Below are 19,065 nucleotides of genomic sequence, written 5' to 3'. Positions count from 1 at the left end.
CGAGCCCGCGATCTCGGCGGCGAGCGCGCGCTCCGGCCCGCTGTCCGGCCTGCGTTCCGCCCTGTCGCTGTTCGGTGCCGCCAAGGGATTCCGGCCGGTGTACGACCTGGAACCGGACCGGCGCCGCGTGGACGCGCCGGCCGCGTCGGCGGTCGTGCCGACCCTGCTCACGGCGCTGTACCCGCTGGGGCGGGGGCTGGAGCCGATCGAGCCGAGGGACGACCTCGCGCACGCCGCGAACTACCTCTACATGTTGACCGGTTCGGAACCGGACCCCCTTCGGGCGCGGGCGATCGAGCACTACTTGATCTCGACCATTGGCCATGGCTTCAGTGCGTCAACATTCACGGCTCGGGTCATCACGTCGACGGACGCGGACGTGGCGGCGCGTCTCGTGGGCGCCGTGGGTGCCCTCTCCGGCCCCCTCCACGGCGGTGCTCCGAGCCGCGCCCTGGACACCCTCGATGCCATCGGCACCGCCGATCACATCGACACCTGGATCCGTGGACGTGTCCACGCCGGTGACCGCATCATGGGCTTCGGTCACCCCGTCTACCGCACAGAGGACCCTCGCTCACGCATGCTTCGCGACATCGCGGAGCAGTTCGGTGGCCCTCGGGTCGCCTTCGCGGTGCAGGTGGAACGCCAGGTCGAGTCGATCCTCGCCGAGCTGAAGCCCGGTCGCGCCCCGCACACCGACGTCGAGTTCCATGCGGGCGTCGTCATGGAGCTCTGCGGCCTGCCCCGCGAGATGTTCACTCCCACCTTCGTGGCAGCCCGCACCGTCGGCTGGAGCGCCGACATCGTCGAACAGGCCGAGGACTCCAAGATCATCCGTCCGGCGGCCCGATAGGTGGGGCCGAGGGCGCCGGTGGCGGTGCCTGTGGAGGTATGACGCATGCGTGAGGCCCGGTGCCGATCTCGCAGCCGGGCCTCACGAAGTGTGCTGAGCAGGACAGGGATGGTGCTGCTCCAAGCCCCGAGGCGCTCATCGATGGCGTGCGGCGGGGCGTCTCAAGGGAACGAGCCCGGTCGGGCCCGTCGCGTGGCGGGCGGGTGTCAAGCGTCGGGGATGTCGGCCTTGGCGCGAATGAGTGTTTCCCGGCTGATGACGACGATGCGTTCGTAGTCCGCGCGCGCTGCGTCCTCAGGAAGCTCACTGTCGAGCTTGAGCGTGGCTTCCGATCCGATGACGGCGAAATCACCATCGCTCAGTTCGAAGATGTCGGGGCATGAATCGCCCGACAGGCTGCCTCGCTCACGGGGGGACGCACCGATGCGGCGCACGATCTTCAAAGGGATCCCTGTCCTTTGGGGCGGTCGATAGTACTGACGTGAAAGTGATGCATGTGTGGAGCGGGGACAGGCTAGCCCTTGATCGTTACCCCCTGTGACAGTTGGGCAGAAGAGGGCATGTGTTGGTTGACGGTATGTCAACTTGCGTCATTCTGTGGGCGGTTCACCCACCACCCACCACTCCTCCGTGTCGGCTTCGTCCAGATCCTGGATTAAACCGTCCACCATTTGGCCCACCCTTGCTTCGTCCGAGCCGCTCTTGAGGCTTGCTCGGTGCGGACGGTGGGCCTCCCAGTAGTCGCGAAAGATCGCGTTGCGGCAGATCATCCGGAGGTGGCCGTGCAGCTCCTCCCAGTTGACGATGCCTACGCGGTAGGCCAGCAGAGCGTTGGTGTACATGGCGTTCGCGAACAGGTACTGGCGGCGTTGTGTCGGCGAAGCCACCTGCACGTTGCTGTAGACCGCGGCGAGGTCGGGATCCTCCATGGCCTGGTGGAGGAGATAGAACTGGAGGCGCTGCTGTTCCGTGAGCATCGCCTGCCGCTCGTGCCGCTCCACGTTGGCGACGCGTAACCACAGCTCCTCGAGGCGTCGCTGTCGTGCGACCAGTGCGGTGACCGCCCCGGCCGTGAACGCGAGCCCCGCCATGGCGGCAGCACTCCACCCCCGTGGTCCAAATTTCTGTGTGGCCATGTCAACCCCCGGTTCAGGCGGCCGTCCGCCGGCCGTCGGGTGCGGGGCGACGGGATGGGGACCGGCGAGCGGTGGGCGGCGCTTGCCGCCTCTCAGTGTCGCCGAGCGGCGCTGGCCGGCTGGGAGGCGGAGAGGAGGCGCACGGAGGGATGTGCGGGTCGCGCGAACCGGCGCCATGCTCAACGTGTGCCCCGCGGGCGCCGCTGACAATCGTTCGCTCCACGGGGCGTTCGCCCCCACTCGTATCCTGGGGCGGCATTCAATGGACGTGCGCGAGCTGCGGCGTTCCGGTGAGAGCCGGTCCATGAGCCGGCCTCGTGCGGTGGTCGGCCGTGAGCCGGCGCACGCAACGGTGTGGGAGAGGGCGCGTGTTGAGCCAGTCGTCGAGTCAGGGGCCGGGTCCGGGGCGGGGTCCGCAGGGGGTGCCGCAGATTCCCGTCGTCGTCCTCGCCGGGTTCCTCGGTTCCGGTAAGACCACCCTGCTCAATCACCTCCTCCACCGCAGCGGTGGCAGCCGTATCGGTGCCATCGTCAATGACTTCGGGGCGATCGAGATCGACGCGATGGCGGTGGCCGGGGCGCTCGGCGATTCCACCGTGTCGCTGGGCAACGGATGCCTGTGCTGTGCCGTCGACGTCAGTGAGCTGGACGTCTATCTGGAACGGCTCGCCGAGCCCGCCGCCGGGATCGACGTCATCGTCATCGAGGCGAGCGGGCTCGCCGAGCCGCAGGAACTCGTGCGGATGGTCCTCGCCAGCGAGAACCCCCGGGTGGTGTACGGCGGGCTCGTCGAAGTCGTGGACGCGGCCGAGTTCCCGGAGACCCGGCAGCGGCATCCCGGGATCGACCGGCATCTCGCCATCGCCGACCTCGTCGTCGTCAACAAGCTCGACCGGGCGCAGGACGGGGAGCGGGTCCTGTCGCTCGTCCGGTCGCTCAGTGACCGTGCGGCCGTCGTGCCCGCCACCTACGGGCGCATCGACCCCGAGTTCCTCTTCGACTGCCGGCCCTCCGAGGAGCGCGTCGGTCAGCTCTCCTTCGACGACCTCCACCGGCACGACCACGACGGGTATGACGGGGAGGACGGGCACGACGAGGAGGACGGGCACGATCACACCGGGCATCTGCACTCCGGCTACGACAGCGTCGCCTTCGTCTCCGACGTGCCGCTCGACCCCCGGCGGCTCATGGAGTTCCTGGACGGGAGGGCCGACGGGCTCTACCGCATCAAGGGGTACGTCGACTTCGGGCCGTACGACCCGCGCAATCGCTACGCCGTGCATGCCGTCGGGCGGTTCCTGAGGTTCTGTCCCGAGCCCTGGGCGGAGTGCGAGGGGAACGGTCAGGACCGCCGACTCACGCAGCTCGTGCTCATCGGGGCCGGTATCGACGCCCCCGCCCTGCTCAAGGAGCTGGAGGCGTGCAGGGCCGAGAACGACGCCCCGCACGCCGACGAGCACGGCATGTGGGGCGTCCTCCGTTACGTCCAGGAGGCGGCGGCCGAGGAGCCCGAGGCCTCCTACGACAACCTGTGAGGGCCTCGGCTCACCAACCGTGAAGGGCTCGGCTCACACCGGCCCCGCCACCGACGACACCGTCCTGCCCAGGGACACGCCCGAGCCGTCGCGGCGCGGGTCCATCTCCGGGAGGTCGGCCGGGGTGCCGTTCTTCTGGGCGGCGCGGGCCGGTGCGGGGCCCGCCCAGGCGACGGAGAGGCAGTCCTCGCCCTTGAGGAACCGCTGGCAGCGGACGCCGCCCGTGGCGCGGCCCTTGCGGGGGTACTGGTCGAACGGGGTGAGCTTGGCCGTGGTCTGGACGGAGTCGTCGAGGGTGCCGCGGGAACCCGCCACCGTGAAGACGACGGCGTCGACGGCCGGGTCGATGGCGGAGAAGGAGAGGACCTTCGCACCCTCGGTGAGCTTGATGCCGGTCATACCGCCGGCCGGGCGGCCCTGCGGGCGGACGTGGGAGGCCTGGTAACGCAGCAACTGGGCGTCGTCCGTGATGAAGACCAGGTCCTCCTCGCCGGTGCGCAGCTCGATGGCGCCGACGATCCGGTCGCCCTCCTTGAGCGTGATGACCTCCAGCTCCTCCTTGTTGGTCGGGTAGTCGGGGACCACGCGCTTGACGACACCCTGCTCGGTGCCGATGGCCAGGCCCGGCGACGACTCGTCGAGCGTCATCAGGCAGATGACCGTCTCGCCGTCCTGGAGGGAGAGGAACTCCGCGAGCGGGGCGCCGCCCGACAGGTTGGGGGCCGCCGACGTGTCCGGCAGCTGAGGCAGATCGACCACGTTCAGGCGCAGCAGGCGGCCGGTGGAGGTCACCGCGCCCACCTCGCCCCGGGCCGTCGCCGGGACCGCCGAGACGATGACGTCGTGCTTGGCGCGCTTGCCGTCCTCGTCCGCCGCGAAGGGCTCGCCGTTCGCCGTACGGGCCAGCAGACCCGTCGACGACAGCAGTACCCGGCACGGGTCGTCCGCCACCTGGAGCGGGACCGCGGCCACCTGGGTGCCCGAGGACTCCAGCAGTACCGTACGGCGCTCGGTGCCGAACTTCTTGGCCACCGCGGCCAGTTCGCCGGAGACCAGCTTGCGCAGCTCCGCGTCCGAGTCCAGGATGCGGCTCAGCTCGGCGATCTCGGCGCTGAGCCTGTCCTTCTCGGACTCCAGCTCGATGCGGTCGAACCTGGTGAGGCGGCGCAGCGGGGTGTCGAGGATGTACTGCGTCTGGATGTCCGACAGGGAGAAGCGCTCGATCAGGCGCTCCTTGGCCTGCGCGGAGTTGTCGCTGGAGCGGATCAGACGGATGACCTCGTCGATGTCGACCAGCGCGGTGAGCAGACCCTCGACCAGGTGAAGACGGTCGCGCTTCTTGCCGCGGCGGAACTCCGAGCGGCGCCTGACGACCTCGAAGCGGTGGTCGAGGTAGACCTCCAGGAGTTCCTTGAGGCCCAGGGTGAGGGGCTGGCCGTCGACCAGGGCCACGTTGTTGATGCCGAAGGACTCCTCCATCGGCGTCAGTTTGTAGAGCTGCTCCAGGACCGCCTCCGGCACGAAGCCGTTCTTGATCTCGATGACCAGGCGCAGGCCGTGCGCGCGGTCGGTGAGGTCCTTGACGTCGGCGATGCCCTGCAGCTTCTTCGAGCCGACCAGGTCCTTGATCTTGGCGATCACCTTCTCCGGGCCGACGGTGAACGGCAGCTCGGTGACGATCAGGCCCTTGCGGCGGGGCGTCACGTTGTCCACCGTCACCGTGGCGCGGATCTTGAAGGTGCCGCGGCCCGTCGCGTACGCGTCCCTGATCCCGGAGAGGCCGACGATCCGGCCGCCGGTCGGCAGGTCGGGGCCCGGGACGTGCTTCATCAGCGTGTCCAGGTCGGCGTTCGGATACCGGATGAGGTGGCGGGCGGCCGCGATGACCTCGCCCAGGTTGTGCGGCGGCATGTTGGTGGCCATACCGACGGCGATGCCGGACGCGCCGTTGACCAGCAGGTTCGGGAAGGCGGCGGGCAGGGCCACCGGCTCCTGCTCCTGGCCGTCGTAGTTCGGGGAGAAGTCGACCGTGTTCTCCTCGATCGACTCCGTCATCAGGCTCGTCGCGTCGGCCATCCGGCACTCGGTGTACCGCATGGCGGCCGGCGGGTCGTCGTTGCCCAAGGAGCCGAAGTTGCCGTGGCCGTCGACCAGGGGGAGGCGCATGGAGAAGGGCTGGGCGAGGCGCACCAGGGCGTCGTAGATCGACGAGTCGCCGTGCGGGTGCAACTTGCCCATGACCTCGCCGACGACACGGGCGCACTTCACATAGCCGCGGTCGGGGCGCAGGCCCATCTCGTTCATCTGGTAGACGATCCGGCGGTGCACCGGCTTCAGCCCGTCACGGGCGTCCGGCAGGGCTCGGGAGTAGATGACCGAGTACGCGTACTCCAGGAAGGAGCCCTGCATCTCGTCGACGACGTCGATGTCGAGGATCCGCTCCTCGAACGCGTCGTCGGGCGGCGGGGTCTTCGTGCTGCGGCGGGCCATCGCTGCCGGCTCCTCTTTTTCTGGTCGCTCACCTACGGGGCGCGCTCACGTCTCCGGTTCACTTCACCGAGACGTGAACGGGATCTGACGCGCACCATTGTGGACTGCCGCACCGACAACCCCGACACGACCCGGCACCGACCGCTGGTCGCGGCCTCCCGAGCCGCCGCGTCAACAGCGTGCGCCGACTTTAACCAGTGACCGCCGGCCGCAACCCCCATCTCGCTCTCGGCGTACGACGCCCGGGAACTTCTCCAGGGGTCCACGCGCTTGCATACAGTGGCAGGACCGGCAGGAGAACAGCGGTTTCCGCGACGGTTCCACGACGGATCCCGCGCACACAGCACAGCGATCGAAGGGACGTACCGCCCATGGGTCACACGGCCACAGCCGAGGCCGGCTCCGAAGGCCTGACAGTGAGGGAGCACCGCCTGGACAACGGCCTGCGCGTGGTGCTCTCCGAGGACCACCTGACCCCGGTCGCCGCGGTGTGCCTCTGGTACGACGTCGGTTCGCGCCACGAGGTCGAGGGTCGTACGGGCCTCGCCCACCTCTTCGAGCACCTGATGTTCCAGGGCTCGGGACAGGTGAAGGACAACGGTCACTTCGAGCTGGTCCAGGGCGCGGGCGGTTCGCTGAACGGCACCACCAGCTGGGAGCGCACCAACTACTTCGAGACCATGCCCACCCACCAGCTGGAGCTCGCGCTGTGGCTGGAGGCCGACCGCATGGGCAGCCTGCTCCTCGCGCTCGACCAGAAGAACCTGGACAACCAGCGGGCGGTCGTCAAGAACGAGCGCCGCCAGCGGTACGACAACGTGCCCTACGGCACGGCCTTCGAGAAGATCTTCCGCCTGGCCCACCCCGAGGGCCACCCCTACCGGCACACGCCGATCGGCTCGATGGACGACCTGGAGGCGGCCAGCCTGGAGGACGCCCAGCAGTTCTTCCGGACGTACTACGCGCCCAACAACGCCGTCCTGTCGATCGTCGGCGACATCGACCCGGACCGGACACTCGCGTGGGTGGAGAAGTACTTCGGCTCCATCCCCTCGTACGACGGCAAGCCCGAGCCGCGCAGCGGCGCGCTGCCCGACGTCATGGGCGAGCAGCAGCGCGAGGTCGTCGAGGAGAACGTGCCCGCGCGCGCGTTGATGGCCGCCTACCGGCTGCCGGAGGACGGCACGCGCGCGTGCGACGCGGCCGACCTGGCGCTCACGATCCTCGGCGGCGGCGAGTCGTCCCGCCTCTACAACCGGCTCGTCCGCCGTGACCGTACGGCCGTCACGGCCGGGTTCGGCCTCCTGCGGCTGGCCGGCGCGCCCTCCATGGCGTGGATGGACGTGAAGACCTCCGGTGACGTCGAGGTGCCCGTCATCGAGGCCGCCGTCGACGAGGAGCTCGCCCGGTTCGCCGCGGAGGGGCCCACGGCGGAGGAGATGGAGCGCGCCCAGGCCCAGTTGGAGCGCGAGTGGCTGGACCGGCTCGGCACGGTCTCGGGCCGCGCCGACGAACTGTGCCGGTACGCGGTCTTGTTCGGCGACCCGAAGCTCGCCCTCACCGCCGTCGACCGTGTCCTCGAAGTGACGGCCGACGAGGTCCAGGAGATCGCCAAGGCGCGCCTGAGGCCCGACAACCGCGCGGTACTCGTGTACGAGCCCGTCGCCGGCGAAGAGGGCGCCGAAGAGGAGGCCGCCGAGGCGGAGGCCGTCGAAACCACCGACGAGAACGAGGAGTCGGCGAAGTGACCGAGCTCGCGACCATGGACTTCCACCCGCAGCCCCAGGCCGGCGACGCCAGGCCCTGGGCGTTCCCGGCGCCCGAGCGCGGCACCCTGGACAACGGTCTGACCGTGCTGCACTGCCACCGCCCCGGCCAGCAGGTCGTCGCCGTGGAGGTCATCCTCGACGCGCCCCTGGACGCCGAGCCGACCGGCCTGGACGGCGTCGCCACCATCATGACCAGGGCGTTCTCCGAGGGCACCGACAAGCACACGGCCGAGGAGTTCGCCGCCGAGCTGGAGCGCTGCGGCGCCACCCTCGACTCGCACGCCGACCACCCCTGCGTACGTCTGTCCCTCGAAGTGCCCGTGTCGCGGCTGGAGAAGGGCCTGGGGCTGCTCGCCGACGCGCTGCGGGCACCCGCGTTCGAGGACAGCGAGATCGAGCGGCTGGTGGCCAACCGGCTCGACGAGATCCCGCACGAGACCGCCAACCCGGGCCGCCGGGCCGCCAAGGAGCTCTACAGGGAGCTGTTCCCGGCCACGTCCCGCATGTCGCGGCCCCGCCAGGGCACCGAGGAGACCGTCGAGGGCATCGACTCCGCGGCCGTACGTGCCTTCTACGAGCGGCACGTGCGCCCCGCGACGGCCACCGCCGTGGTCGTCGGCGACCTCGCCGGGGTCGACCTCGACACGCTGCTCGGCGAGACCCTGGGCGCCTGGACCGGCTCCGCGGCCAAGCCGCGCACCGTGCCGTCGGTGAGCGCCGACGACACCGGGCGTGTGATCATCGTGGACCGTCCCGGCTCCGTGCAGACCCAGTTGCTCATCGGCCGGGTGGGCGCCGACCGGCACGACCGTGTGTGGCCGGCCCAGGTGCTCGGCACCTACTGCCTCGGCGGCACCCTCACCTCCCGCCTGGACCGTGTCCTGCGCGAGGAGAAGGGCTACACCTACGGGGTGCGCGCGTTCGGCCAGGTGCTGCGTTCCGCGCCCGACGGCTCGGGCACGGCGATGCTCGCCATCAGCGGCTCCGTCGACACACCCAACACCGGTCCGGCGCTCGACGACCTGTGGACGGTGCTGCGCACCCTCGCCGCCGAGGGGCTGACCGACGCCGAGCGAGATGTCGCCGTGCAGAACCTCGTCGGGGTCGCCCCCCTCAAGTTCGAGACGGCCGCGGCCGTGGCGAACACGCTGGCCGACCAGGTCGAGCAGCACCTGCCTGACGACTACCAGTCGACGCTGTACCGCCAACTCGCCGCCACCGGCACGGTGGAGGCCACCGCGGCCGTCGTGAGCGCCTTCCCGGTGGACCGTCTGGTGACCGTCCTCGTCGGCGACGCCGCGCAGATCGAGGAGCCGGTCAGGGCCCTCGGAATCGGTGAAGTCACCGTCGTACCGGCCGAGTAGAAACCGGACGGAAGGACACACGCCTGTGGGGCCCTGGTGACTGAAGAGTCACCAGGGCCCATGTTTGTCCGTATTGATGGCGGAGGCTGCGTGTCTGACCTGTGGCGTACTTAACAAATCCTGTGATCCGTTTGTTATTTCGAAGACGGCGCACTTAGCGTCGGTCCGGCTGTTCGTCAGAAGTTCGCCGCAGCCGCGGCACCGGACAGTCATCGCCGAGTCCCCGCATGGCGCGAGCCAGGGGAGCCGGGGACCCACAGTCCCTGGGGTGAATCGGGTGCCCTTCGCGAGCGACGCGAAACGAGGGGTGGCCGTAGGAGACCTTCCTGCTCCGAACCCGTCAGCTAACCCGGTAGGCGAGAGGGAAGGAAAGGACCAGCCACTTCATGGCGTTCACCCGCGCCCCCGGGAGGCACCGCCGCCCCGGCCGTGTTCAGCGCACGACCACGAGGAACGTGGGCGTCGCCGCTCTCACCACCACCGGTGTCATCGGCACCCTGGCCGCTCCCGCGCTCGCCGCGGAGGAGCCCGCAGTCGAGCAGACCGGCCTGAACCAGATCATCGTCCTCGGCGACACGGTCGCCGACCAGGTGGACGCCCAGGCCGCTGCCCAGCAGCAGGCCGCCGAGGTGGCCGCGGTGAAGAAGAAGGCGCAGGAGGAGGCCAGGAAGGCCGCCGCCGAGAAGGCCGAGCAGGAACGTGCCGCCGCCAAGGAGCGCGAGGAGATCAAGGTCCGTGCCGCCCGCGCTGCCGAGCGCGAGCGCCTCAACACCTATGTCTCCCCCATCAGCGGCTCGTACATCTCCACCGGCTACAAGGCCGGCGGCGCCGTCTGGTCCTCCGGCAGCCACACCGGCGTCGACTTCCATGCCGCCACCGGCACGGCCGTCCTGGCGGTCGGCTCCGGCACCGTCGTGGAGGCGGGCTGGGGTGGCGCGTACGGCAACAACATCGTCATCAAGATGACCGACGGCACGTACACCCAGTACGGCCACCTGTCGTCCATCGGCGTCTCCGTCGGCCAGACGGTCACCCCCGGCCAGCAGATCGGCCTCTCCGGGGCGACCGGCAACGTCACCGGCCCGCATCTGCACTTCGAGGCCCGGACGACGGCCGAGTACGGCTCGGACGTCGACCCCGTCGCCTACCTGCGCTCGCACGGCGTGAACGTCTGACGCAGCGCGCAACGCTTCCCCGAAGGCCCCGGCTCACGAGCCGGGGCTTTTCGCGTTGTGACGTACCTCCTGTCCCGTACCTCCTGTCCAAAAAATATCCCTGGATTCCGGCCTGCCATCGGAAATTCCGGTCCGCTGCAATAGAGTCGCTGGAACACACGTCAATCATCGACGTTTCACGGGGATTAAGGCGGAGATCGGTATGCGTATTCCGGCGCACTCGGTATGCACGGCGATCCGTGATGACATCGTCGCGGGTGTCTACGAGCGCGGCAGCCGTCTCACCGAGGAACTGCTCGCCCGCCGGTACGGCGTCAGCCGGGTCCCCGTGCGCGAGGCGCTGCGCACGCTGGAGGCCGAAGGCTTCGTGGTGACCCGCAGGCACGCGGGCGCGTGCGTCGCCGAGCCGACCGAGCAGGAGGCCGCCGACCTGCTGGAGATGCGCATGCTGCTGGAGCCGCTGGGTGCCGCCCGTGCCGCCCAGCGCCGCACGGAGGCGCACCTCAAGGTGTTGCGCGGCCTGGTCAGACTGGGCCAGGAGCGGGCCAGGAGGGGCACCAGCGAGGATCTGCGCTCCCTGGGCGGCTGGTTCCACGAGACGCTCGCACAGGCGTCCGGCAGCCCTGCCCTGACGTCGACACTCGCCCAGCTGCGGCACAAGATCGCCTGGATGTACGCGGTCGAGGCACCCGCCAACCCCGTGGAGTCCTGGGCGGAGCACGGCGGCATCGTGGACGCCGTCGCGCGCGGCGACAGCGACCGGGCCCGCACCATCACGTCCCTGCACACCGAGCGCGCCACCGCCGCGCACCGGCTCCGATTTCCGGGCGGGGCCGGCGGGGCCGAGCGCCCGGACCGTGTGAGGACTTCGCAACACCCCGTAAACACGCCGAGCCTGCGGCATTAACACGGGAGCCGTATACAAAGAGGCGGGAATTCCGTGGGGCATTCTTTATGCTGCCCGCGGGGCGTCAAACGGGACGAATAATACGAAGGGCCCGCCCGATAAATCGGACGAGCCCTTCGGTGTGTGTGCGGGTGGCCTTTCAGGCCTTTTCCGTTCGGCCTGCCCGGCCGCTCAGACCGTCTCGGGGAGTTCTTCGAGTCCCTCGGCCACGAGCTTCGCCAGCCGGTCGAGGGCGACGTCCGCGCCCTCGGCGTCGGAGGCGAGCACGATCTCCTCGCCGCCCTGGGCGCCGAGGCCCAGGACCGCCAGCATGGAGGCCGCGTTGACGGGGTTCCCGTCGGCCTTGGCGATCGTCACGGGGATACCGGAGGCCGTGGTGGCCCGGACGAAGATGGATGCGGGGCGGGCGTGGAGGCCCTCGGCCCAGCCGACGTTGACGCGGCGCTCAGCCATGTGATGCTGCCCTTCAGGTGTCTCGGGTGGTTCAGAGAGGTCTAGACCATGTTGTCTAGACCAGTTTCCCATATCGTGCGACGCACCGGAACGGGCCCACGGCCTGACCGCGAACCGGCTGTCGCGCTCGTGTTGTGCGTCCCCAGACTGCCCCGCGCCGTTGCCGTACGCGAGCCGTACTCTGGGGCCCATGCAGACCTCGTCGGACCGGCACGAGTACCCCGCCCACTGGGAGGCCGACGTGGTGCTGCGCGACGGCGGCACCGCACGCATCAGGCCCATCACCGTTGATGACGCCGAGCGTCTCGTCAGCTTCTACGAGCAGGTCTCGGACGAGTCGAAGTACTACCGCTTCTTCGCGCCCTACCCTCGCCTGTCCGCCAAGGACGTCCACCGCTTCACGCACCACGACTTCGTGGACCGGGTGGGGCTCGCCGCCACGGTGGGCGGTGAGTTCATCGCCACCGTACGCTACGACCGCATCGGCGCCGACGGGATGGCCGCGTCCGCCCCCGCCGACGAGGCCGAGGTCGCCTTCCTCGTGCAGGACGCCCACCAGGGCCGCGGTGTCGCCTCCGCCCTCCTCGAACACATCGCCGCCGTCGCCCGCGAACGCGACATCAGGCGCTTCGCCGCCGAGGTGCTCCCGGCCAACAGCAAGATGATCAAGGTGTTCACCGACGCCGGGTATCAGCAGAAGCGCAGCTTCGAGGACGGTGTCGTCCGCCTGGAGTTCGACCTGGAGCCCACCGACCGCTCCCTCGCCGTGCAGCGCGCACGGGAGCAGCGGGCCGAGGCCAGATCCGTCCAGCGGCTGCTCGCCCCCGGCTCGGTCGCCGTCATCGGCGCCGGGCGCACGCCGGGCGGAGTGGGCCGCAGTGTCCTCGCCAACCTGCTGGACGCGGGTTTCACCGGGCGGCTGTACGCGGTGAACAAGGCCCTCCGGGACGACGAGAAGGAACTCGGCGGGGTGCCCGCACACCGGTCGGTCACCGCCATCGAGGGGCCCGTCGACCTCGCGGTCGTCGCCGTTCCCGCCGCCCACGTCCCCGAGGTCGTCGCCGAGTGCGGAGCGCACGGCGTGCAGGGGCTCGTGGTCGTCTCCGCCGGGTACGCCGAGAGCGGTCCCCAGGGGCGCGAGCGCCAGCGCGAACTGGTGCGCCAGGCGCGCACGTACGGCATGCGCATCATCGGGCCGAACGCCTTCGGGATCATCAACACCGCTCCCGACGTACGGCTCAACGCCTCGCTCGCTCCCCAGACACCGCGCTCCGGTCGTATCGGCCTCTTCGCCCAGTCCGGCGCCATCGGGATCGCGCTGCTGTCCCGGCTGCACCGGCGCGGGGGAGGGGTCACCGGCGTCACGGGCGTCTCCACCTTCGTGTCGTCCGGCAACCGTGCGGACGTGTCCGGGAACGACGTCCTCCAGTACTGGTACGAGGACCCGGACACCGATGTCGTCCTCATGTATCTGGAGTCCATCGGCAACCCGCGCAAGTTCACCCGCCTCGCCCGGCGCACGGCGGCGGTCAAGCCGCTCGTGGTGGTGCAGGGGGCGCGCCACGGTTCCGCGCCCCAGGGGCATGCCGTACGCGCCACCATGCTGCCCCACACCACCGTGTCCGCGCTGCTGCGGCAGGCCGGGGTGATCCGGGTCGACACGATCACGGAACTGGTCGACGCGGGACTGCTCCTGGCCCGGCAGCCGCTGCCGGCGGGGCCGCGGGTGGCGATCCTGGGCAACTCCGAGTCGCTGGGGATGCTCACGTACGACGCCTGTCTCTCCGAGGGGCTGCGGCCGCTGCCCCCGCTGGACCTGACGACCGGGGCCTCGGCGCGGGACTTCCACGCGGCGTTGTCGCGGGCGCTGGCCGACGACTCGTGCGACGCGGTGGTGGTGACGGCGATACCGGCGCTCGGGGAGACATCGCCCAGGGACGCGGCCCTGGCCGAGGCGCTGCGGTCGGCGGTGGCCGCGAACCCGTCGAAGCCGGTGCTCGTCGTGCACGTCGAGCTGGGTGGGCTGGCGGAGGCGTTGTCGGCTGCGGCGAGCACCGCACCACGGGTCGGCGAGAAGGACCTCGGCGCCGCGGGCGGTGCCCGGCTTCCCCTGCTCCCGGCTTCGCCCGAGCCGGGGGATCCGCGTCGCCCCGCGGAAGGACTGCCCAGCGAGGTGCGGGAGCAGCCGGAACCCGCCGCCGAGGAGCACCTCATCCCCGCCTACCCCGCCGCCGAGCGGGCCGCCCGCGCGCTCTCCGAGGCCGTGAACCACGCCCAGTGGCGGCGGGAGGCGGCGGACCCGGGGCGGGTGCCCGCGTACGAGGACATCGACGAGAAGGGCGCGGCCGAGCAGATCGACACGTCGCTGGCCGGTGGCGAGCGGCTCACGCTCGGCGCGGAGGAGACGGGCGCGCTGCTCGCGCGGTACGGCATCCGCCTACGGCAGGCGCGGCCCGCCCCCACGCCCGAGGAGGCGGCGCGGGCGGCGGAGGACATCGGTTACCCCGTCGCGCTCAAGACGACCGCCCCGCACCTGCGGCACCGGGCCGACCTGGGCGGTGTGCGGCTCGACCTGGCGGACGAGGAGCAACTGCGGCGGGCGTACGCGGAGTTGACGGAGCTGTTCGGGAGGCCCGAGGAGCTGCGTCCGGTCGTGCAGGGCATGGCCCCGCGCGGGGTCGACACGATCGTACGGTCGGTGGTGGACCCGGCGGCCGGAGCCGTGCTCTCGTTCGGGCTCGCCGGGCCCGCGTCGCAGCTGCTCGGCGACATGGCGCACCGCCTGATTCCGGCCACCGAGCGGGACGCGGCCTCGCTGGTCCGGTCGATCCGGACGGCACCCCTCCTCTTCGGCTGGCGGGGCTCCGCCCCCGTCGACACGGACGCGCTGGAGGAGCTGCTGCTGCGGGTCTCCCGGCTGGTCGACGATCATCCCGAGGTCGTGGCGGTCTCCCTGGAACCCGTCGTCGTCGCGTCGCACGGCCTGAGTGTCCTGGGCGCCACCGTCCGGCTCGCCCGCCCGCCCCTGCGTGACGACCTCGGCCCGAGGACGCTTCCCGTGTACTGAGGGCGGCGTTCTCGGCTTGCCGGCGACGGCGCGCGGGCCCCTCACGGACGGCGCACGGCCCCGCGCATTGATCCGTCCACGACAGAACAGAGACGGCAGAGCGGTCCCTCGCAGTCAGTGCGCCACCGTAGGATGGACGTCATGGCCAAGACCAGTACGACGACCCAGGGGCTGCGTGCGGCGATCGAGCGCAGCGGCTACTACCCGGCCCTCGTGGCCGAGGCGGTGGAGGCCGCTGTCGGCGGCGAGGCCATCAAGTCGTACCTGGTCCACCAGGAGACGACGTTCGACGCGAACGAGGTGCGGCGCCACGTCACCGTCCTCGTCCTCACGGGCAACCGCTTCATCGTGAGCCACACCGACGAGCAGGCCGCGGACACCACCTCGCCGACGCCGTACGCCACGACGTCGACCGAGTCGGTGAAGATCGGCCGGATCTCGTCGGTCGTGCTCAGCCGTGTCGTCGCCAACCCGGAGTCGTACACGCCGGGCACCCTGCCCCGCGAGGTCGTCCTGACCATCGGCTGGGGCGCCGTCTCCCGCATCGACCTGGAGCCCGCCGCCTGCGGCGACCCCAACTGCGAGGCGGACCACGGGTACACGGGCAGCTCGACGGCGGACGACCTCAGCCTGCGGGTCAGCGAGGCCGGGGACGGCCCGGAGACCGTGCGCCAGGCCCTCGCCTTCGCGCAGTCCCTCTCCGAGGCGACCGCGGACACCGCCCGCTGATGGCGCTGCCCACCTGGGACGACCCGGAACCCCTCGCCGTCGGCTCCGCCCCCGTCCCCGAGTACGGCGTCGGCTCGCTCGCCGACCTCCTGCCCACCCTCGCGGCGGGCATGGGGGTCCCCGGGACGACCGCGTCGATACCGGAACTGACGGCGGCCGACCGGGCCTGCGTGTTCCTGGTCGACGGCCTGGGCTGGGAGCAGCTGAAGGCGCACCCGGACGAGGCGCCCTACCTGACCGCGCTGCTGGCGTCCTCACGCGGCGGCACCGGCCGCCCCATCACCGCCGGCTACCCCGCCACCACGGCGACCTCCCTCGCCTCCGTGGGCACCGGCCTGCCCCCGGGCGCGCACGGACTGCCCGGCTACACGGTCCGCAACCCGGAGACCGAGGAGCTGATGAACCAGCTCCGCTGGCAGCCGTGGACGTCACCGCGCGTGTGGCAGCCGTACCCCACGATCTTCCAGCTCGCCGACAAGGCGGGTGTGCACACCGCCCAGGTCACCTCCCCGGTCTTCCAGAACACCCCCCTCACCCAGATCGCGCTGAGCGGCGGCACCTTCCACGGCCGCCTCGCCGGCGAGGACCGCATGGACGTGGCCGCCGCACAACTGGCCGCCGGGGACCGCGCGTTGATCTACACGTACTACTCCGAGCTGGACGGTGCGGGGCACCGCTTCGGTGTCGACTCGGATGCCTGGCGCGGCCAGCTCATGCACGTCGACCGGCTGGTCCAGCGCCTGGCGGAGCAACTGCCGCCGCGCACCGCGCTGTACGTCACCGCCGACCACGGCATGATCGACATCCCGTTCGACGAGCAGCACCGCATCGACTTCGACGAGGACTGGGAGCTGCGCGCCGGGGTCGCCCTGCTGGGTGGGGAGGGCCGCGCGCGCCATGTGTACGCCGTTCCGGGCGCCCAGTCGGACGTCCTGACCTGCTGGCGCGAGGTGCTGGGCGAGCAGTTCTGGATCGCCTCGCGCGATGAGGCGATCGAGGCGGGCTGGTTCGGACCGCACGTCGACGAGCGTGTGTACGCCCGCATCGGCGACGTGGTCGCGGCCGCGTGCGACGACGTCCTGATCATCGCCTCCGAGCGGGAGCCCAAGGAGTCGGCGATGGTCGGCAACCACGGTTCGATGACCCCCGCGGAACAGCTGGTCCCGCTGCTCGAAGTACGCTCCTGAAGCCCTGCCCGCCTGCCCGCCTGCCCCCCTCGCCGTCCTGACAGCCCCGTCGCCCCCTCGCCCTCCATGCCGAAAGGTGCTCAACTCACCATGCCCGAGCTGGTGTTCTTCTCCGGAACCATGGACTGCGGGAAGTCGACGCTGGCCCTCCAGATAGAGCACAACCGTTCGGCGCGCGGCCTCCAGGGCATGATTTTCACGCGTGACGACCGCGCGGGCGAGGGCAAACTGTCGTCGCGGCTCGGCCTGGTCACCGACGCCGTGGAGGTCGAGGACGGCCAGGACCTGTACGCGTACCTCGTCGACCACCTCTCCCAGGGCCGCCGCGCGGACTATGTGATCGCCGACGAGGCCCAGTTCCTCGCCCCCGAGCAGATCGACCAACTCGCCCGCGTCGTGGACGACCTGGGTCTCGACGTCTACGCCTTCGGCATCACGACCGACTTCCGCTCCAAGCTCTTCCCCGGCTCCCAGCGCCTGGTCGAGCTGGCCGACCGCGTCGAGGTCCTCCAGGTGGAGGCCCTCTGCTGGTGCGGCGCCCGCGCCACGCACAACGCCCGCACCATAGGCGGTCAGATGGTCGTCGAGGGGGCCCAGGTCGTCGTCGGCGACGTCAACCAGCCCGACGACATCGGCTACGAGGTCCTCTGCCGCCGTCACCACCGCCGCCGTACGACAGCGGCCACGGCCCACGCGAGCGCCCTCTCCCCGGACGTCCTGCCGGTCGAGGCGGTCTGACCGGAACGACCGTTCCCAGGGTCACCCGAGCGCACCGGGTCACCTGAGATCACCCGACCGTGCGACGGGCCGAGCCGGCGGCTCAGCGTTCCGTGTGCACCACCGCGAACGTCGCGCCCTCCGGATCGGCGAGGGTGGCCACGGGGCCGTGCGGCGTGTCGTGGGTGGGCTGGAGGACATGCCCGCCGAGTTCGATGACACGGTTGGCGGCCTCGTCGGGGTCGGTCACCTCGAAGTAGGTCAGCCAGTGGGGGCCCCGGTCGCGGGGGAGCGCGCTGCCGACGCCGTGGATGCCGGCGACGGGGCGGCCCCCGATGCGGAGGGTGACGTAGTCGTGGTCGGCGGAGACCACGGGCTCCTCCTCGTAGCCGAAGGCCGTCTCGTAGAACTTGGCCACGAGCGAGCTGTCGACGGTGAGGAGTTCGTCCCACGCCGGGGTGCCGGGGACGCCGGTGATGTCCGCGCCGAGGTGCTCCGCCGCCTGCCAGATACCGAAGACGGCGCCCGACGGGTCGGAGGCGATCGCCAGACGGCCCGCCTCGCCGGCGTCCAGCGGGCCGACGCCTACGGTGCCGCCGCAGTGCCGTACGGTCTCCGCCGTCCGGTCCGCGTCGTCCGAGGCGAAGTACGGCGTCCAGGCGATGGGGAGATGGCGGTCGGGCGGCAACTGGCCGATGCCCGCCACCTGGTGCCCGTCGAGCAGTGCCCGCACGTACGGGCCGAGCTGCTGGGGGCCGGGCTGGAACTCCCAGCCGAACAGCGCCCCGTAGAAATCCTGGGTCGTGGTCATCCCGTGCACCATCAGGCTCACCCAGCAGGGTGTGCCGGGTGGATACGCCGTACCGTTCAGCCCGGTCGACCCCCGTGCCTCGGTCATCGTCACTCTCTCCTCGGCCCCTCGCGGCGGCCGTGTCCGTCCGCCCTCCGTACGCGTGTACCGCGTCCGCGTGCGATCACGCCCCGTGCCGATGCTCGCACCACCCGTAGTGCCACGGGCCCGCGCCGCACCGCCGGCGCGACGCGTCCGTACGCGAGGATGCCCGGCTCGCCGCTACCGGCCGCTTTCCGTATCACTGCCGGGCGGTGTCCATCGGCCGTACGGCATGTGCCCGAGCCGGTACGCCTCGTGATCGGCACCGCCCGGCGGGCAGAGTAGCCGGACCCGGGCGACGCGGCCACCCCATACGCGAGGATGGGGCCATGAACGCCATCATCTCCGCCTCCGACCTCGCGAACGAGCTGGCGGGAGCCCACCCGCCGGTCCTCCTGGACGTCCGCTGGCAGTTGGGCGGCCCCAACCTGCGCCCCGAGTACGAGAAGGCGCACATCCCGGGAGCCGTCTTCGTCGACCTGGACGTCGAACTCGCCGGTCCGGCGGGCTCCGGCGGCCGCCACCCGCTGCCCGACATCGGCGCCTTCGGTACGGCGATGCGGTCGGCCGGAGTCCGTGCCGACCGTGCCGTCGTCGTGTACGACGGCGGGCTCAACTGGGCGGCCGCGCGGGCGTGGTGGCTGCTCGGCTGGGCGGGCCACCCCTCGGTACGGGTCCTGGACGGCGGTCTGGCTGCCTGGGAGGGCCCGCTGACGGCGGAGATCGCGGAGCCCGCGCCCGGTACCTTCGAGCCCGCCCCCGGCGCGCTGCCGCTGCTCGACGCGGACGGC

Annotated in this window: 16 protein-coding genes and 1 riboswitch; of the genes, 11 read left to right on the top strand and 5 right to left on the bottom strand. The window is 71.1% G+C overall.

What is annotated here, in order from left to right; translation table 11 throughout:
- Nucleotides 1-853, top strand: an 853-nt coding sequence (locus AWZ10_RS05090) for a citrate/2-methylcitrate synthase (protein WP_060890548.1), incomplete at its 5' end; no start/stop codon positions are given.
- A gap of 206 nt (nt 854-1,059) precedes the next feature.
- Here AWZ10_RS05090 and AWZ10_RS05085 read toward each other — a convergent pair.
- Nucleotides 1,060-1,296 carry a hypothetical protein gene (locus tag AWZ10_RS05085; protein ID WP_060890547.1) on the bottom strand — a complete coding sequence of 79 codons (237 nt, stop codon included), beginning with the start codon at nt 1,294-1,296 and terminating at the stop codon, nt 1,060-1,062.
- Between the two features lie 147 nt (nt 1,297-1,443).
- A complete protein-coding gene (locus AWZ10_RS05080) occupies nt 1,444-1,989 on the bottom strand; it encodes a DUF6082 family protein (protein ID WP_046705852.1) in 546 nt (181 codons plus the stop codon).
- 422 nt (nt 1,990-2,411) lie between these two features.
- On the opposite strand from AWZ10_RS05080, the gene AWZ10_RS05075 reads away from it, so the two are divergent.
- A complete protein-coding gene (locus tag AWZ10_RS05075; protein WP_234361039.1) occupies nt 2,412-3,524 on the top strand; it encodes a CobW family GTP-binding protein in 1,113 nt (370 codons plus the stop codon).
- A gap of 33 nt (nt 3,525-3,557) precedes the next feature.
- Here AWZ10_RS05075 and AWZ10_RS05070 read toward each other — a convergent pair whose 3' ends face one another.
- Nucleotides 3,558-6,014, bottom strand: coding sequence for a DNA gyrase/topoisomerase IV subunit A (locus tag AWZ10_RS05070; RefSeq protein WP_046705854.1), 2,457 nt, complete (start codon nt 6,012-6,014; stop codon nt 3,558-3,560).
- A 371-nt stretch (nt 6,015-6,385) separates the two neighbouring features.
- On the opposite strand from AWZ10_RS05070, the gene AWZ10_RS05065 reads away from it, so the two are divergent.
- The 4 genes from AWZ10_RS05065 (at nt 6,386) to AWZ10_RS05050 (ending at nt 11,229) form a co-directional block, all read left to right on the top strand.
- On the top strand, nt 6,386-7,762 hold the full coding sequence (locus AWZ10_RS05065) for a M16 family metallopeptidase (RefSeq protein WP_173531545.1): 1,377 nt from the start codon (nt 6,386-6,388) through the stop codon (nt 7,760-7,762).
- Nucleotides 7,759-9,147: a M16 family metallopeptidase gene (locus AWZ10_RS05060; RefSeq protein ID WP_060890546.1), complete on the top strand. Its 1,389-nt coding sequence runs from the start codon at nt 7,759-7,761 to the stop codon at nt 9,145-9,147. Before AWZ10_RS05065 ends, AWZ10_RS05060 begins: the two co-directional genes overlap by 4 nt.
- A gap of 203 nt (nt 9,148-9,350) precedes the next feature.
- Nucleotides 9,351-9,521: riboswitch (cyclic di-AMP (ydaO/yuaA leader) on the top strand.
- A 12-nt stretch (nt 9,522-9,533) separates the two neighbouring features.
- Entirely contained in the window at nt 9,534-10,322 is a 789-nt protein-coding gene (locus AWZ10_RS05055; RefSeq protein ID WP_046705856.1) for a M23 family metallopeptidase, read from the top strand.
- A gap of 202 nt (nt 10,323-10,524) precedes the next feature.
- On the top strand, nt 10,525-11,229 hold the full coding sequence (locus tag AWZ10_RS05050) for a GntR family transcriptional regulator (RefSeq protein WP_037700816.1): 705 nt from the start codon (nt 10,525-10,527) through the stop codon (nt 11,227-11,229).
- Between the two features lie 171 nt (nt 11,230-11,400).
- Here the strand turns inward: AWZ10_RS05050 and AWZ10_RS05045 are convergent, their stop codons facing one another.
- Complete coding sequence (locus AWZ10_RS05045) at nt 11,401-11,682, bottom strand: HPr family phosphocarrier protein (protein ID WP_037700813.1); 282 nt, start codon at nt 11,680-11,682, stop codon at nt 11,401-11,403.
- Nucleotides 11,683-11,872: 190 nt separating this feature from the next.
- Between AWZ10_RS05045 and AWZ10_RS05040 the strand changes: the two genes are divergently transcribed.
- The 4 genes from AWZ10_RS05040 to AWZ10_RS05025 all read left to right on the top strand — a co-directional run bounded on the left by AWZ10_RS05040 (nt 11,873) and on the right by AWZ10_RS05025 (nt 17,403).
- Entirely contained in the window at nt 11,873-14,749 is a 2,877-nt protein-coding gene (locus tag AWZ10_RS05040; protein WP_046705857.1) for a bifunctional acetate--CoA ligase family protein/GNAT family N-acetyltransferase, read from the top strand.
- Between the two features lie 141 nt (nt 14,750-14,890).
- Nucleotides 14,891-15,478 (top strand): DUF5998 family protein, encoded by a 588-nt coding sequence (locus AWZ10_RS05035; protein WP_013000227.1) that lies wholly within the window; start codon nt 14,891-14,893, stop codon nt 15,476-15,478.
- Nucleotides 15,478-16,665 carry an alkaline phosphatase family protein gene (locus AWZ10_RS05030; protein ID WP_046705858.1) on the top strand — a complete coding sequence of 396 codons (1,188 nt, stop codon included), beginning with the start codon at nt 15,478-15,480 and terminating at the stop codon, nt 16,663-16,665. Before AWZ10_RS05035 ends, AWZ10_RS05030 begins: the two co-directional genes overlap by 1 nt.
- A gap of 90 nt (nt 16,666-16,755) precedes the next feature.
- Nucleotides 16,756-17,403 carry a thymidine kinase gene (locus tag AWZ10_RS05025; protein ID WP_046708447.1) on the top strand — a complete coding sequence of 216 codons (648 nt, stop codon included), beginning with the start codon at nt 16,756-16,758 and terminating at the stop codon, nt 17,401-17,403.
- 82 nt (nt 17,404-17,485) lie between these two features.
- On the opposite strand, the gene AWZ10_RS05020 is transcribed toward AWZ10_RS05025, so the two are convergent.
- Nucleotides 17,486-18,280, bottom strand: a complete 795-nt coding sequence (locus tag AWZ10_RS05020) for a VOC family protein (RefSeq protein ID WP_060890545.1) — start codon at nt 18,278-18,280, stop codon at nt 17,486-17,488.
- Nucleotides 18,281-18,603: 323 nt separating this feature from the next.
- Between AWZ10_RS05020 and AWZ10_RS05015 the strand changes: the two genes are divergently transcribed.
- The coding region (locus AWZ10_RS05015) for a sulfurtransferase (RefSeq protein ID WP_167365917.1) at nt 18,604-19,065 on the top strand (462 nt) is incomplete at its 3' end.

It is taken from the genome of Streptomyces europaeiscabiei (assembly GCF_001550375.1).
GTDB classification, from domain to species: domain Bacteria; phylum Actinomycetota; class Actinomycetes; order Streptomycetales; family Streptomycetaceae; genus Streptomyces; species Streptomyces europaeiscabiei.
Note: the sequence above shows the minus strand (reverse complement) of the source record. Positions and strands in the feature narration are given on the sequence as shown.